The organism is Micromonospora sp. NBRC 110009 (genome assembly GCF_030518795.1).
Lineage (GTDB): Bacteria > Actinomycetota > Actinomycetes > Mycobacteriales > Micromonosporaceae > Micromonospora.
This window is the reverse complement of record NZ_CP130427.1, coordinates 4,223,267-4,237,015: the sequence shown is the minus strand read 5'-3', so window position 1 is coordinate 4,237,015 and position 13,749 is coordinate 4,223,267. Positions and strand designations below refer to the sequence as shown.

The window sequence follows — 13,749 nt, the reverse complement described above, 5'->3', positions numbered from 1 at the left end:
TGGCATGCATGGCAGCGATTGGCAATCTCCGGTACCGGCCGACCCGGCGGCTCATCCAGCTCTACGCCGGGCTCGTCCTCTACGGCGTCAGCATGGCGCTGATGGTCCGGTCCGGGCTCGGCCTCGATCCGTGGGACGTGTTCCACCAGGGGCTGGCCCGGCAGACCGGGTTCTCCATCGGCACGGTGACCATCGCGGTCGGCGCCCTCGTACTGTTGCTCTGGATCCCGCTGCGGCAACGCCCCGGACTCGGCACGGTCAGCAACGTCGTGGTGATCGGCCTGGTGGTGGACGCCACCCTGGCCCTGCTGCCGGAGGGCAACGGGATGCCGGTCCGGATCGGCCTGCTGGTCGTCGGGATCGTCGCCAACGGCGCGGCCACCGGGCTCTACCTGGGCGCGGCCCTCGGCCCCGGCCCGCGTGACGGCCTGATGACCGGGTACGTCGCCCGCCGCCCCGGCCGCTCGATCCGGCTGGTCCGGACCGTCATCGAGGTCACCGTGCTGGCGCTCGGCTGGCTGCTCGGCGGCACGGTCGGCCTCGGCACCGTCGCGTACGCGCTGGCCATCGGGCCGCTCGCCCAGCTGTTCATCCCCCTCTTCGCGGTGCCCGCGGAGCCGGCCGCCGCGGAGCCGGCGGTGGGGTGCGCCGCCCGGCCCGCCGGCGAGGCGGCCTGACCCGGTCCGGGCGCACCGGCCCGGCCGAGCCGGTCGGCGCCCGGCGCGCCCGGACCCGGCGCCGAGCACCCAGCGTCACCGCGGGCGGGCCGACGGCCACGGGATGGGACGGCCGGCACCGCGCTGAGCTGCGCTGACGTGCCAGGGCGAAAGCGGGTGTTTTCTCCGCCGTCGACGCCGGGCATCATTCGTTCATGGGGGAGAACGGATGGCGCTGGACCGACGCCTGGATCTTCGTCTCACTGGTGATCGCGAGCGGCGCCGGCCGGCACCGCCGGTCGGCCGCGACCCGGCGGCCCGAGGGGGTCCGCCTGGCTGACGTGCTGTCCACCGCCGATCACCTCAATCGGGCCATCCCCGACCGGCACGAGGTGGAGACCGCGGTCCGGCGGCTCGTCGGGGCCGGCCTGGTCACCGTCTCCGACGGCTGGTTCCGGATCACCCCCGACGGCGAGCAGCTCTGGCGCACCCGGCCGAGCGCCGGGGTGGGGACCATGGTGGACACCGTGCAGGGCGCGCTGATCCGGCGGCACACGCCGGGTGAGGCCGACTGGAGCCTGGACGAGGACGACCACGCCGCCGCCGTGCAGGAGTACGTGGTTCGCTCGATCCCGATGCCGCGTCGCTCCCCGGAGGGCAACTCCGGCCGGCCCTGACCGGGTCGCGCGTCGTGCCGTCCGGGGCGATCCTGCACCCGGCCCGGTCGGTGCCGGGCGGGCCGGTCAGCGGACCGGGTGGCCGGCGCCGCGCAGGGCGTCCTTGACCTCGCCGACGGTCAGCTCGCCGAAGTGGAAGACGCTGGCCGCGAGCACCGCGTCGGCGCCCGCGCCGACGGCCGGCGGGAAGTGCGCCACCGCGCCGGCGCCGCCGCTGGCGATCACCGGCACGTCGACGACCTCCCGGACGGCCTGGATCAGCGGCAGGTCGAAGCCGGTCTTGGTGCCGTCGGCGTCCATCGAGTTGAGCAGGATCTCCCCCGCGCCCAGCTCGGCGCCGCGCCGGGCCCACTCCACCGCGTCGAGGCCGGTGCCCCGGCGGCCGCCGTGGGTGGTCACCTCGAAGCCGCTCGGCGTGGTGCCCGCCGGGGCGCGCCGCACGTCGAGGGAGAGCACCAGCACCTGCCGGCCGAACCGGTCGGCGATCTCGGCGATCAGCTCCGGCCGGGCGATCGCGGCGGTGTTCACCCCGACCTTGTCCGCGCCGGCCCGCAGCAGGGTGTCGACGTCGGCGACCCGGCGGATGCCGCCGCCGACGGTGAGCGGGATGAAGACCGACTCGGCGGTGCGCCGGACCACGTCGAGCATGGTCCCCCGGTCGCTGGCGGAGGCGGTGACGTCGAGGAAGGTCAGCTCGTCCGCGCCGGCCCGGTCGTAGGCCGCGGCCAGCTCGACCGGGTCGCCGGCGTCGCGCAGGTCGAGGAAGTTGACCCCCTTGACCACCCGCCCGGCGTCCACGTCCAGACAGGGGATCACCCGTACCGCCACCGTCATGTCGCGAGCCTATCCAACGGGCGCGGCACGGCGGCCGACCCGAGCGGGCCGACCGCCGCGAACGAGTCCGGGGTCACACCCGGACGAGCATCTTGCCCAGGTTCTCCCCGCGCAGCAGGCCGAGGAACGCCTCCGGGGCGTTCTCGATGCCGTCGATCACCGTCTCGTCGTACGAGATCTTCCCGTCGCGCAGCCAGCCGGCCGTCTCATGGACGAACTGCTCGCGCAGGTGACCGTGGTCGCCGACGAGGAAGCCGCGCAGGGTGAGCCGCTTGCCGATCAGCAGCGCCAGGTTGCGCGGGGCGGCCGGCGGCTCGGTGGCGTTGTACTGCGCGATCATGCCGCAGATGGCGGCCCGGCCGTGCAGGTTCATCGCCCCGATGGCGGCCTCCAGGTGCTCGCCGCCGACGTTGTCGAAGTACACGTCGATCCCGTCCGGGGCGGCGGCCTTGAGCTGGTCCCTGACGGGGCCGTCGTGGTAGTCGAAGGCGGCGTCGAAGCCGAGCGCCCGGAGCCGCTCGACCTTGGCCGGCGAGCCGGCGCTACCGACCACCCGGGCCGCGCCGCGCAGCTTGGCGATCTGGCCGACCATGCTGCCCACCGCGCCGGCCGCGCCGGAGACGAAGACGGTCTCGCCCGGCTGCATGGCGGCCACGTCGAGCAGGCCCGCGTACGCGGTGAGCCCGGTCATGCCGAGCACCCCGAGGTAGGCGGTGACCGGGGCGAGGGTCGGGTCGACCTTGCGCGCCGCCTTGGCGTCGAGCAGCGCGTACTCGCGCCAGCCCAGACCGTGCAGCACGGTGTCGCCGGGCCGGAACCCGTCGGCCTCGCTGGCCACCACCTCGCCGACCGCGCCGCCGTCGAGCGGGGCGTCGAGCTGGAACGGCGGCACGTAGGACTTCACGTCGTTCATCCGGCCGCGCATGTACGGGTCGACCGACATGAACTGGTTGCGGACCAGGAGCTGGCCCGGGCCCGGCGTCGGCACCTCGGCGTTGACGAGGCGGAAGTTGTCCCCGGTCGGCCAGCCCTGCGGGCGCGAGGCCAGGTGGATCTCCCGGTTGGTGGTCACCGCGACTCCCGGACGGTGAGGGCGACCTCGATGTTGCCCCGGGTCGCGTTCGAGTACGGGCAGACCTGGTGGGCCTGCGCGACGAGCTGCTCGGCGGCGGTCCGCTCGACGGCGGGCAGGTCCACCACGAGGGTGACGGTCAGGCCGAAGCCACCGCTGCCGTTCGGGCCGATGCCCACCTCGGCCTCGACGACGGAGCCGGAGACGTCCGCCCTGGCCTTGCGGGCGACGAGTCGCAGCGCCGAGTGGAAGCAGGCCGCGTAGCCGGCGGCGAAGAGCTGCTCGGGGTTGGCCGCGCCACCGGCGCCGCCCATCTCCTTCGGGATCGCCAGGTCCAGCTCCAGGGTGCCGTCGGAGGTGCGGACCCGGCCGTCCCGGCCGTCCCCGGTCGCCCGCGCGGACGCGGTGTAGAGCACCTGCATGGTGGTCACTGCTCCTTCTGTCGGTGGATCGTCTCGGTGACCCGGGTGAGGGTGTCGCGCAGGCCGACCAGCTCGGCCTCGGTGAGGCCGGTGGCGCGGGCCACCCGTCGCGGCACCTCGTCCATCCGCTCCCGCAGGGCCCGGCCCGGCGCGGTGAGGCCCACCTCGACCCGGCGCTCGTCCCGCGGGGAGCGGGTTCGCACCACCAGGCCGGCGGACTCCAGCCGCTTCAGCAGCGGGGAGAGGGTGCCGGAGTCCAGTCGGAGCCGGTTGCCCAGCTCGGAGACCGTGGGCGCGTCGTCGCCGCGCTCCCAGAGCACCAGCAGCACCAGGTACTGCGGGTAGGTCAGGCCGTGCTCGTCGAGGATGGGCCGGTAGACGTCGGTGAGGGCGCGCGACGCCGCGTAGAGGGCGAAGCACACCTGCCGGCGCAGTACCAGGTCATCGGTCACCCCCGAACAGTAGCGCCCAATTGAGTTGTGCACAATCTAATCGGCCGCGGGGTGGCCGCGCCCACACCGGGAGCGGCCGGGTCACCGCTCGCCGACGTACGCCTCCAACTCGACCTCGACCAGGTGCTCCGGGTCGATCAGCCCGGCCACCACCACCATCGTCGCCGCCGGCCGGACCGCCCCGAACACCGCGTTGTGGGCCCGGCCCACCTCGTCGGCGTAGCTCCGGTCGGTCACGTACATCCGGGTCCGGATCACGTCGGCCGGCTCGGCGCCCACCTCGGCGAGCGCGGCCAGGCCGATCCGCAACGCCTGGGCGGTCTGCGCCGCGGCGTCCCCCACGTGCGCCACCCGGCCGTCCACCGTCGAGGTGCAGCCGGCGGTGAGCGCCAGCGGCCCCACCCGGACCACCCGCGAGTAGCCGAACCGGGCCTCCCAGGGCCCGCCCGAGCCGAGCCGGGTGACGATCGGGCCGCCACCCGGCATCGGCCCGGAGCCGTCGCCGGCGACGGCGGTCACGCCGCGGCCCGCAGCGTCGCCAGCGCCTCGGCGACGGTGAACGCGCCCGCGTACAGCGCCTTGCCGGCGATCACACCCTCCACGCCGACCGGTTCGAGGGTGGCCAGGGCCCGCAGGTCGTCCAGGGTGGAGACGCCGCCCGAGGCGATCACCGGCGCGTCGGTGCGCGCGCAGACCTCGCGGAGCAGGTCCAGGTTCGGCCCGCGCATGGTGCCGTCCTTGGTGATGTCGGTGACCACGTACCGCGCGGCGCCGGCCTTGTCCAGCCGCGCCAGCACCTCGTACAGGTCGCCACCGTCGCGGGTCCAGCCGCGCGCCGCGAGGGTACGGCCGCGCACGTCCAGCCCGATCGCCACCCGGTCGCCGTACTCGCCGCAGATCCGGTCGCACCACTGCGGGTCCTCCAGCGCGGCGGTGCCGATGTTGACCCGGGCCGCCCCGGTGCCCAGCGCGGCCTGCAACGACTCGTCGTCGCGAATCCCGCCGGAGAGTTCGACCTTCACGTCGAGCTGCCGGACCACCTCGGCCAGCAGGTGGGCGTTGGAGCCCCGGCCGAAGGCGGCGTCCAGGTCGACCAGGTGGATCCACTCCGCGCCGTCGGACTGCCAGGCGAGGGCCGCCTCCAGCGGGTCGCCGTACGCGGTCTCGCTACCGGCGGCGCCCTGCACGAGCCGGACGGCCTGGCCGTCGGCGACGTCCACGGCGGGCAACAGGGTGAGGCTCAACGCTCTTCTCCTCGGTTCAGGTACGACGGTCCAGGGCGATCACCACGATCGCCGGCAGGACCAGCAGCAACAGCACGACCAGCGCCAGCCGCAGCGCCAGGTCGTCGACGAAACTCCAGATGCCGGCCAGCGCCGCCCCGGTGAGCAGCACGATCGCCGCCCGCTCGCCCCGGCTGTGCCGGTGCAGCCGGCCGGTCCGGCCGCGGCGCAGCGTCGGCGTCAGCCGGCGCAGCACGGCCCGGCGCCGCTCCCGGCGGGCCACCCGGCGCGCCCGCGCCGCCCGCTCGGCGGCCACCTGGGCCTGGCGGGCCTCCCGCCGGCGGGCCCGCTCCTTGCTCACCGCGCCCCCCGCACGCGCGCCCCGCTCACAGCGTGCTGAGCCAGTTGCGCAGCAGCACCGCACCCGTGTCGGCCGACTTCTCCGGGTGGAACTGCGCCGCCGAGAGCGCCCCCCGCTCCACCCCGGCGACGAAGTCGGCGCCGTGCCGGGCCGTGGTGACCGCGGCACCGCCGGCGGCCAGCCCGGCCACGTCGGTCACCGCGTACGAGTGGACGAAGTAGAACCGGGCGTCGGCGGGAAGGCCCGCGAAGAGCACCGAGCCCGCCGCGGCGTCGACGGTGTTCCAGCCCATGTGCGGCAGCCGCTCGGCGGGCAGCTTCGTCACCCCGCCGGGCAGCAGCCCGAGCCCCTTGGTCACCACGCCGTGCTCGTCGCCGTGCTCGAAGAGCACCTGCATGCCCACGCAGATGCCGAGCACCGGCCGGTTGGCGGCGACCCGCTCGGCGATGACCGGGCCGGCGCCCAGCGCCTCGATCCCGGCCATGCAGGCGGCGAACGCGCCCACGCCCGGCACCACCAGGCCCTCCGCCTCGGCGGCGGCGGCCAGGTCGTCGGTCACGGTGACGTCGGCGCCGGCCCGCTCCAGGGCCCGCTCGGCCGACCGCAGATTGCCCGATCCGTAGTCGATCACGACGACGCGCTTGCTCATGCGCCCTCCCCGGGGAGCAGCCGGAGCAGCCCGCCGACGGTGGCCAGCGCGGCCAGCAGGCCGGTGATCACCACCGCCGCACGCGGGGCGCCCTGCTTGTACAACGACCACGTCCCGCCGACCAGCACACCGGCCAGAATCAGCAGCAGCGTCGGCAGTGCCGCCCCCATCAGAGCGCGCCCTTGGTGCTGGGGACCACGCCCGCGTTGCGCGGGTCGAGCCCGCTGGCCTCGCGCAGCGCCCGGGAGACCGCCTTGAACTGCGCCTCGACCACGTGGTGCGCGTCCGGGTGGCCGCCGGGACGGGCCGCCCGAAGCACGTCCACGTGCAGGGTGATCCGGGCCGCCTGGCCGAACGACTCCCAGATGTGCCGGGTCATGCTGGTCGGGTAGACCGGCCCGATGTACGGCGCGAGCACCGGCTCGTCGTGCACCACGTACGGCCGGCCGGAGAGGTCGACCGCGGCCCGGACCAGGACCTCGTCCATCGGGACGGTGGCCGAGCCGTACCGCCGGATGCCGGCCTTGTCCCCCAGCGCCTGGTCGAACGCGGCGCCCAGGGCGAGCGCGGTGTCCTCCATCGTGTGGTGGGCGTCGATCTCCAGGTCGCCCATGGTGTGCACGGTCAGGTCGAAGCCACCGTGCCGGGCGATCTGGTTGAGCATGTGGTCGTAGAAGCCGACGCCGGTCTCGATGTCGGCCTTGCCGGTGCCGTCGAGGTCGATCTCGACGAGGACCTTGGTCTCCTTGGTGATCCGCTCCACGCGGGCGGTGCGACTCATGATGAAAGCTTCTCCAGGGCGGACAGGAAGGCGTCGGTCTCGGCGGGGGTGCCGGCGGTGACCCGGAGCCAGCCGGGCAGGCCGACGTCGCGGACCAGCACGCCGGCGTCGAGCAGCGTGCGCCACGCGGCGGACTGGTCGCCACCGACCTCGAACAGCACGAAATTGGCGTCGCTGTCGGCGACCCGGCGCCCCCGGGCCCGCAGCTCGGCCACGATCCGGTCCCGCTGCTCCTTGATCGCGGCGACCGTGCCGAGCAGGGCGTCCCGGTGGGCCAGCGCCGCACGGGCGGCGGCCTGGGTGAGCGCGGAGAGGTGGTACGGCAGCCGGACGAGCTGCACCGCCTGCACCACCGCCGGGTCGGCGGCCAGGTAGCCGAGCCGCCCGCCGGCGAAGCCGAACGCCTTGCTCATGGTGCGGGTGACCACCAGCCGGGGGTGGTCGGGCAGCACGGCGAGCGCGCTGACCGTGCCCGGCCGGGCGAACTCGGCGTACGCCTCGTCGACGATCACCATGCCGGGCGCCTCGTCCAGCACGGCGGCGACCACGGCCGGGTCGAGCGAGGTCCCGGTCGGGTTGTTCGGCGAGCAGAGGAACACCACGTCGGGCCGGTGCGCACGGACCTGGGCGACCGCGTCGGCGGCGGTGAGTCCGAAGTCGGCGCCGCGGGTGGCGGGGATCCAGCCGGTGCCGGTGCCGAGCGCCAGCAGCGGGTGCATCGAGTAGGCCGGGGTGAAGCCCAGCGCCGTCCGCCCGGGGCCGCCGAACGCCTGGAGCAGCTGCTGCTGGATCTCGTTGGAGCCGTTGGCCGCCCAGACCTGGTCGACGGTGAGCCCGTGGCCGAGGTAGCCGGCCAGGTCGGCGCGGAGCGCCACGGCGTCCCGGTCCGGGTAGCGGTTGAGGTCGCGCAGCTCGGCCGCGAGGGCCTTGGCGAGCGCGTCCACCACCGGCTCGGGCACCGGGTAGGAGTTCTCGTTGGTGTTCAGCCGGACCGGCACGTCGAGCTGCGGCGCCCCGTACGGCTGCAGGCCCCGCAGGTCGTCGCGGAGCGGAAGGTCGTCCAGCGTGGTCACGGCTGCTCCCCCGGGAAGCGCACGCTGACCGCCTGGCCGTGGGCCGGCAGGTCCTCCACGCCGGACAGGGTGACCACGTGCGGGGCCACCTCGCGCAGCGCGTCCCGGCTGTATTCCACGAGGTGGATGCCGCGCAGGAACGACTGCACGGACAGCCCGGAGGAGTGCCGCGCGCAGCCGCCGGTGGGCAGCACGTGGTTGGAGCCGGCGCAGTAGTCGCCGAGCGACACCGGCGACCAGGCGCCGACGAAGATCGCCCCGGCGCTGCGCACCCGCAGCGCCCACTCCCGGGCGTCCGCGGTCTGGATCTCCAGGTGCTCGGCCGCGTACGCGTCGACCACCCGCAGCCCCGCCTCGAGGTCGTCGACCAGGACGACGCCGCTCTGCTCACCGCCGAGCGCGGTGGCGATCCGCTCGCTGTGCTTGGCCGCCGGCACCTGCCGGACCAGCTCCGCGTCGACCGCCTCGGCGAGCGCCGGCGACGGGGTGACCAGCACGCTGGCCGCGAGGGGGTCGTGCTCGGCCTGGCTGATCAGGTCGGCGGCGACGTGCGCCGGGTCGGCGGTGTCGTCGGCGAGGATGGCGATCTCGGTGGGTCCGGCCTCGGCATCGATGCCGACCACCCCGCGCAGCAGGCGCTTGGCGGCGGTGACCCAGATGTTGCCCGGGCCGGTGATCATGTCGACCGGCTCGCAGCGCTCGGCGCCGGCCGGGCCGACCGTCGCGCCGAAGGCCAGCATGGCCACCGCCTGGGCGCCGCCGACCGCGTAGACCTCGTCGACGCCGAGCAACGCGCAGGCGGCCAGGACCCGCTCGTCCGGCAGGCCGCCGTTGTCCTGCTGCGGCGGGCTGGCCACCACCAGCGAGCGCACCCCGGCCGCCTGGGCCGGGACCACGTTCATCACCACGGTCGACGGATACATGGCCAGGCCGCCGGGGACGTAGAGGCCGACCCGGTCGACCGGCACCCAGCGCTCGGTCACCGTGCCGCCCGGCACCACCTTGGTCGTGTGGTCGGTGCGGCGCTGGTCGGCGTGCACCTTGCGGGCCCGGTTGATCGACTCGAGCAGCGCGGCCCGGACCTGCGGGTCGAGGCTGCCCTCGGCGGCCCGGATGGTCTCCACCGGCACCCGCAGGTGCTCCGGCGAGACGCCGTCGAACCGCTCGCTCGCCTCCCGGATCGCCGGGTACCCATGCTCCCGGACCGCCTCCACGAGGGGGCGGATCCTCTCGACGGCCACGGAGACGTCGAGCTGGGCACGGGGCAGCAGGCGGCGCGGGTCAGGCACCCCGCCGCGCAGGTCGATCCGATTCAGCACCCTTGCGAGTCTAGGCCGCCCGCCCCGGAGCAGGCCCGCGCCGCCCGTAGGCCGGGACGGTGAGCCGGGACACGCCGCGCGGGCACGGTCGGGATACCCTCGGACCCGTGACCGCACGGCTGCCGGTGTTCCCGCTCGGGACGGTCCTCTTCCCCGGGCTGGTCCTCCCGCTGCACATCTTCGAGGAGCGCTACCGGGCGCTGGTGCGCCACCTGGTCGGGCTGCCCGAGGGGGCGCCCCGGGAGTTCGGCGTGGTGGCGATCCAAGCCGGCTGGGAGGTCGCCCCGGCCGGGCCGCCGGGCCGGCCGGCCCTCGGCGGCGGGGAGGTCACGCTGCACGAGGTGGGCTGCACCGCCGAGCTGCGGCAGGTCACCGAACTGGCCGACGGCGGGTTCGACATCGTCACCGTGGGGCGGCGGCGGTTCCGGATCGCCGAGGTCGAGGAGAGCGCCGCGCCGTACCTGACCGCGGCGGTGGAGTGGCTGCCGGAGCCGGCCGGCACCGACGAGGTGGCCGAGCTGCTGGCCGCCCGGGTGATCTCGGTGTTCCGCCAGTACCTCGGCCTGGTCCGGCCCGACCCGCAGGAGATCTCCGAGCAGCTGCCGGAGGATCCCACCGTGCTGTCGCACCTGGTCGCCGCGACCGCCGCGCTCACCGTCGCCGACCGGCAGCGGCTGCTCGCCATCGACGACACCGCCGCCCGACTCCGGGCCGAGCTGCGCCTGCTCAACCGGGAGACCGCCCTGCTGCGCCAGGTCCGGGCCGTCCCGGTGCCGCTCAGCGAGCTGGCCGGTCCCCCGGTGCCGAACTGATCCCCGGGCCGGCCGGCGGCCAGCCGCCACCGAACCCCGGACCGGCCGGCGGCCACGGGCCGTCGGGCTCCGGCTCCGGGCGCAGCGACGGCCACCGCGACCAGCCGGCCAGCAGGGTGTACGTCACGGCCACGCCGAACGCGGGCAGCAGCAGGTCGCCGTGCGGCACGGGGAGCACGCCGAGAAACCAGTCCACCCCGCCCGCGCGCAGGTCGGCCGGCTTGCCGAAGAGCGTGTCGTCCGGCGCGGTGTCCAGCAGCCGGTGGTAGGTGCCGAGCCCGATGCGGCGGCCGACCTGCCAGGCCACCACCGCCGCACCGAGGCCGCCGAGCACCCCGGCGAGCAGGCCGAGCGGGCCGCGGCGGCGGCGCAGCACGAACCAGAGCGCGATCGCGGCGAGCACCCCGAAGCCGAGCCCGAGCAGGCTGAACCAGCCGTCGGCGGCGATCGGCTGCTCCGGCTGGGTGGTGGCGTAGATCGCCCCCTCGGCGGTCTTCTGCACCGGGGTGTCCGGCGCCACGCCGGCCCAGAGCAGCCCCAGCGGCGCACCGAGCGCGCTGAGCAGCAGCGCGACGACGAGGGTGGTCCCGACCGCCCGCGCCCGGCCCCGGCGACGAACCGGGACGGTCGCCGGGCCGGCGACCCCCGGGTACCCCGCGAGCGGGTCCGCGCCCGGCGCGGTGACCGGGGTGCCGGCCGGCACCGGCAGACCCGCCGGCCAGTCGGGCAGATCCGGCCCGGCCGGGTCGGAGCCGGCCGGACGCCCGGTGCCGGCCGGCGCGGGTGGGCCGGCCTCCGGGGCGGGACTCGGGGACGGCTCCGGGCCGCCGGACGGGCGGTCGGCGGCACCGGGCTCGCCGGGACGGTCGGCGGCCCGTTCGGGATCAGGGGTGTCCGGACTCACCCGGTGATCCTCTCAGGCGGCGGGCGGCCGCGGGGCGGCGGTGGCGGTCAGCGGGTGAACGGTTCCAGCATCACCGCGGCGGCCCTGAGCCACGCCTGTCGGGTCTCGGCCTGGAGCTGGTGGTATTCGATCGAGGAGCCGGTCTCCAGCGCGGGGTCGTAGGGCACCACCGCGACCGCCCGGGTCCGGGTGGCGAAGTGCCGCTCCAGGTCGTCCTGGAGCGGGCTGCGCCCCGGCGTCGGGCAGGAGATCAGGGTCACCGCGTTGTCGGCCAGCTCGCCCATCCCCACCTCGTGCAGCAGGTCGAGCATCCAGTCCGCGCTGAACGCGGCGTCCTCCCGCGGCACGGTGGTGACCACCAGCTGGTCGGCGGCCTGCATGACGGTGCGCCAGTTCGGGCTCTCCACGTTGTTGCCGGTGTCCACGCAGACCACCTCGTGGGTGCGGCGCAGCAGCTCCAGCACCCGCTTGACGGTGAACTGGTCCAGCCGCTGGGCGAACCGCGGGCTCTCCTCGCCGGCGAGCACGTCGTACGAGCCGTCGGAGGCGTGCCGCAGGTAGTCGTCGAGGTGCTCGAGCAGGGTGTTGCCCTCCAGGATCTCGATCTGCGCGAGGTCCTGGACCAGGTGCCGGATGGTGCGGGCGTGCCGGGCGCTGCCGGCGCGCAGGCCGAGGGTGCCGCGCAGCTCGTTGTCGTCCCAGGCGAGCACGCCGCGCCCGCGGACGCTGCCGACGGTGGCCGCGCCGAGCACGGTGGCGGTGGTCTTGTGCACGCCGCCCTTGGGGTTGGCGAAGGCGAGCACCCGGGGGCCGCCCAGCTCGCGGCGGAGGACGCCGGCGGCCCGCTCCAGCTCATTGTCCGGCTCCGGGGCGCGCCACTCGACGCGGGCCGGCGAATAGGCCGGGACCGGCGCGGCCGGCTCCGGGTAGGCCGGCTCGGCCGGCGCGAGGGAGTCCGGCTGGTAGCGGCCCCGCTCCAGCAGTGCGTAGCGGGACTCCGCCGGGGGCGGCTCGGGCCGGTAGCCGCCGTTGTCGAGCAGCGCGTAGCGGGACTCGACGGAGGCGGTGCCCCGGCCGCGCGGCTCCGGCTGCGGCTGCTCCGGCTCGCTCCGGTAGGTCGGCTCGGCCCGCCAGGACGGCTCGGCACGGTGGTCCGGCTCGCCGCGGTAGGCGGGCTCCGCCCGGTAGGCCGGCTCGCCGCCGTAGCCCGGTTCGGCCCGGTAGGCCGGCTCCACCCGGTAGCTCGCCTCGACCCGGTAGGCCGGCTCCGCGCCGTAGGACCGGTCGCCCGGCGGGTCGGGGGCCGACGCCCGGCCAGTCCAGCCGGTGCCGGCGCCGCGCCGGGGCAGCGGCACGACGGGCGGCGGCTCGTCGGCGTGGCGCTCCGCCTCGGTCTGCTCCGCGCCACGGCCGCTGAGCCGGGCCCGGTCGAGCAGCGCCCGCCACCGCGGTGCCGGCTCAGCCTGCCGACTCCAGCCGGTCTCGCTGCCGTCCAAGGCTTCGTCCTCCCCAGCCCATCGATCTCCGCCTGACAGGCTACGAACGAAACCCTATTCGGACCACACCCCTATCCGCACATCCCCCCGGTGGCTCTCCTCACGGTCGATTCGGGCAGCGGCCCGCCGACGGAATGTCTCAGGAGGTGGGAGCCGGATTCGGCGATCCGGGGGCGGCCGGGGCCGCGCCCGCGGCCGGTGAGGATCCGCTCACCGTCGGTGCGGCTTCCGACGAATCGCCCATCCCGGGGCCGCCGGCGGGCTCGGCCAGCGCGCTGTCGGCCGGCGGTCGGGCCACCTCCCGCTGCTCCGGCAGCGGCGGGGTGAACACGGTGCGGTCCAGCCGCGTCACCTCCGGTGCCGGGTCGACCACGCGGACGCCGGGGCGGCCGGCCAGGGCGCGCAGCGCCGCCGGGGCGTCCCGGACCACCGCGGCGTACACGCAGGCGCAGGCAGCCCGGTAGGCGGCCGCCTCCCGGGCCGAGACGGCCGCGCCGGTGGCGTACACCCGGCGCAGCTCGGGATCGGCGGAGGCCGCCGGGGCGGCGGCCCGGGTCCGGTAGTCGGCGGCCTCCCGGTCCTTGCGCGCGGCCACCTCGGCCATGCCGGCGATCACGTCGTCGGGGACCCGCATCACGGCGATCCGGACGATCTCGGTCTGCCGGCCGGGCAGCGGCACCCGGGCGACCACCGCCGAGGCGGGTGTGGCACCCAGCGCGGTCGCCGCCTGCGCGGGCGTCAGGTACGCGGCGAAGGAGACCAGGGCGTAGTCGCCCGGCCCCGGGCCGGCCGGCGCGGCCAGCCCGGTCAGCTCGGCCGCCGCGGCCCGCAGGTAGCCCGGGATGGGGTCGCCGTCGGCCACGCCGACCCGGGTCACCTCGCCCACGGTCCGGTCGCCCGCCGGCTCGTCGCGCCGCTGCACGACCACGACCACCAGCACCACCAGCGCGCACGCGAGGGCGATCCAGGTGAGCGCGGCGGACCGCGACGGGCGCGGCGGTAGCTCGGCGGGCACGGT

At 75.9% G+C, this 13,749-nt stretch carries 18 protein-coding genes; 3 read left to right on the top strand and 15 right to left on the bottom strand.

The features are described 5' to 3' along the window. The first annotated feature begins 8 nt into the window (after positions 1 to 8). Positions 9 to 677 (top strand): membrane protein YczE, encoded by a 669-nt coding sequence (gene yczE, locus Q2K19_RS20345; RefSeq protein ID WP_302762950.1) that lies wholly within the window; start codon positions 9 to 11, stop codon positions 675 to 677. Positions 678 to 871: 194 nt separating this feature from the next. Continuing rightward, entirely contained in the window at positions 872 to 1,333 is a 462-nt protein-coding gene (locus Q2K19_RS20340) for a hypothetical protein (RefSeq protein ID WP_302762949.1), read from the top strand. A gap of 66 nt (positions 1,334 to 1,399) precedes the next feature. On the opposite strand, the gene hisF is transcribed toward Q2K19_RS20340, so the two are convergent. The 12 genes from hisF to hisD form a co-directional block, all read right to left on the bottom strand. Further along, positions 1,400 to 2,167, bottom strand: coding sequence for an imidazole glycerol phosphate synthase subunit HisF (gene hisF / locus Q2K19_RS20335; protein WP_302762948.1), 768 nt, complete (start codon positions 2,165 to 2,167; stop codon positions 1,400 to 1,402). Positions 2,168 to 2,240: 73 nt separating this feature from the next. Then, positions 2,241 to 3,239 (bottom strand): NADP-dependent oxidoreductase, encoded by a 999-nt coding sequence (locus tag Q2K19_RS20330; protein WP_302762947.1) that lies wholly within the window; start codon positions 3,237 to 3,239, stop codon positions 2,241 to 2,243. After that, complete coding sequence (locus Q2K19_RS20325) at positions 3,236 to 3,661, bottom strand: organic hydroperoxide resistance protein (RefSeq protein WP_302772664.1); 426 nt, start codon at positions 3,659 to 3,661, stop codon at positions 3,236 to 3,238. Before Q2K19_RS20325 ends, Q2K19_RS20330 begins: the two co-directional genes overlap by 4 nt. Before the next feature lie 5 nt (positions 3,662 to 3,666). Continuing rightward, entirely contained in the window at positions 3,667 to 4,113 is a 447-nt protein-coding gene (locus Q2K19_RS20320) for a MarR family winged helix-turn-helix transcriptional regulator (protein ID WP_302762945.1), read from the bottom strand. Positions 4,114 to 4,194: 81 nt separating this feature from the next. Continuing rightward, positions 4,195 to 4,632 carry a RidA family protein gene (locus Q2K19_RS20315; protein ID WP_302762944.1) on the bottom strand — a complete coding sequence of 146 codons (438 nt, stop codon included), beginning with the start codon at positions 4,630 to 4,632 and terminating at the stop codon, positions 4,195 to 4,197. After that, complete coding sequence (gene priA / locus Q2K19_RS20310; protein WP_302762943.1) at positions 4,629 to 5,357, bottom strand: bifunctional 1-(5-phosphoribosyl)-5-((5-phosphoribosylamino)methylideneamino)imidazole-4-carboxamide isomerase/phosphoribosylanthranilate isomerase PriA; 729 nt, start codon at positions 5,355 to 5,357, stop codon at positions 4,629 to 4,631. Before priA ends, Q2K19_RS20315 begins: the two co-directional genes overlap by 4 nt. A gap of 16 nt (positions 5,358 to 5,373) precedes the next feature. After that, positions 5,374 to 5,697, bottom strand: a complete 324-nt coding sequence (locus tag Q2K19_RS20305) for a hypothetical protein (RefSeq protein WP_302762942.1) — start codon at positions 5,695 to 5,697, stop codon at positions 5,374 to 5,376. Between the two features lie 25 nt (positions 5,698 to 5,722). After that, positions 5,723 to 6,346 carry an imidazole glycerol phosphate synthase subunit HisH gene (hisH, locus tag Q2K19_RS20300; protein ID WP_302762941.1) on the bottom strand — a complete coding sequence of 208 codons (624 nt, stop codon included), beginning with the start codon at positions 6,344 to 6,346 and terminating at the stop codon, positions 5,723 to 5,725. Then, positions 6,343 to 6,516 carry a hypothetical protein gene (locus tag Q2K19_RS20295; RefSeq protein WP_302762939.1) on the bottom strand — a complete coding sequence of 58 codons (174 nt, stop codon included), beginning with the start codon at positions 6,514 to 6,516 and terminating at the stop codon, positions 6,343 to 6,345. Before Q2K19_RS20295 ends, hisH begins: the two co-directional genes overlap by 4 nt. Continuing rightward, positions 6,516 to 7,127, bottom strand: coding sequence for an imidazoleglycerol-phosphate dehydratase HisB (gene hisB, locus Q2K19_RS20290; protein ID WP_302762937.1), 612 nt, complete (start codon positions 7,125 to 7,127; stop codon positions 6,516 to 6,518). Before hisB ends, Q2K19_RS20295 begins: the two co-directional genes overlap by 1 nt. Then, positions 7,124 to 8,200, bottom strand: a complete 1,077-nt coding sequence (locus Q2K19_RS20285) for a histidinol-phosphate transaminase (protein ID WP_302762936.1) — start codon at positions 8,198 to 8,200, stop codon at positions 7,124 to 7,126. Before Q2K19_RS20285 ends, hisB begins: the two co-directional genes overlap by 4 nt. Then, on the bottom strand, positions 8,197 to 9,519 hold the full coding sequence (gene hisD / locus Q2K19_RS20280) for a histidinol dehydrogenase (protein ID WP_302762934.1): 1,323 nt from the start codon (positions 9,517 to 9,519) through the stop codon (positions 8,197 to 8,199). Before hisD ends, Q2K19_RS20285 begins: the two co-directional genes overlap by 4 nt. Before the next feature lie 107 nt (positions 9,520 to 9,626). Here hisD and Q2K19_RS20275 point away from each other — a divergent pair, with 107 nt between their 5' ends. Next, positions 9,627 to 10,331, top strand: coding sequence for an LON peptidase substrate-binding domain-containing protein (locus Q2K19_RS20275; protein ID WP_302762932.1), 705 nt, complete (start codon positions 9,627 to 9,629; stop codon positions 10,329 to 10,331). Here Q2K19_RS20275 and Q2K19_RS20270 read toward each other — a convergent pair. The 3 genes from Q2K19_RS20270 to Q2K19_RS20260 all read right to left on the bottom strand — a co-directional run bounded on the left by Q2K19_RS20270 (position 10,297) and on the right by Q2K19_RS20260 (position 13,746). After that, positions 10,297 to 11,235 (bottom strand): DUF2567 domain-containing protein, encoded by a 939-nt coding sequence (locus Q2K19_RS20270; RefSeq protein ID WP_302762931.1) that lies wholly within the window; start codon positions 11,233 to 11,235, stop codon positions 10,297 to 10,299. The two genes, Q2K19_RS20275 and Q2K19_RS20270, sit on opposite strands and share 35 nt — an antisense overlap. A gap of 47 nt (positions 11,236 to 11,282) precedes the next feature. Then, positions 11,283 to 12,731: an ATPase gene (locus tag Q2K19_RS20265; protein WP_302762929.1), complete on the bottom strand. Its 1,449-nt coding sequence runs from the start codon at positions 12,729 to 12,731 to the stop codon at positions 11,283 to 11,285. Between the two features lie 139 nt (positions 12,732 to 12,870). Then, positions 12,871 to 13,746 carry a hypothetical protein gene (locus tag Q2K19_RS20260; protein ID WP_302762927.1) on the bottom strand — a complete coding sequence of 292 codons (876 nt, stop codon included), beginning with the start codon at positions 13,744 to 13,746 and terminating at the stop codon, positions 12,871 to 12,873. Between the last annotated feature and the right edge of the window lie 3 nt (positions 13,747 to 13,749).

Coding starts and splice junctions, on each gene's coding strand:
- yczE (WP_302762950.1), top strand. CDS start 9: ATGGCAGCGATTGGCAATCTCCGGTACCGGCCGACCCGGCGGCTCATC.
- Q2K19_RS20340 (WP_302762949.1), top strand. CDS start 872: ATGGGGGAGAACGGATGGCGCTGGACCGACGCCTGGATCTTCGTCTCA.
- hisF (WP_302762948.1), bottom strand. CDS start 2,167: ATGACGGTGGCGGTACGGGTGATCCCCTGTCTGGACGTGGACGCCGGG.
- Q2K19_RS20325 (WP_302772664.1), bottom strand. CDS start 3,661: ATGCAGGTGCTCTACACCGCGTCCGCGCGGGCGACCGGGGACGGCCGG.
- hisH (WP_302762941.1), bottom strand. CDS start 6,346: ATGAGCAAGCGCGTCGTCGTGATCGACTACGGATCGGGCAATCTGCGG.
- Q2K19_RS20295 (WP_302762939.1), bottom strand. CDS start 6,516: ATGGGGGCGGCACTGCCGACGCTGCTGCTGATTCTGGCCGGTGTGCTG.
- hisB (WP_302762937.1), bottom strand. CDS start 7,127: ATGAGTCGCACCGCCCGCGTGGAGCGGATCACCAAGGAGACCAAGGTC.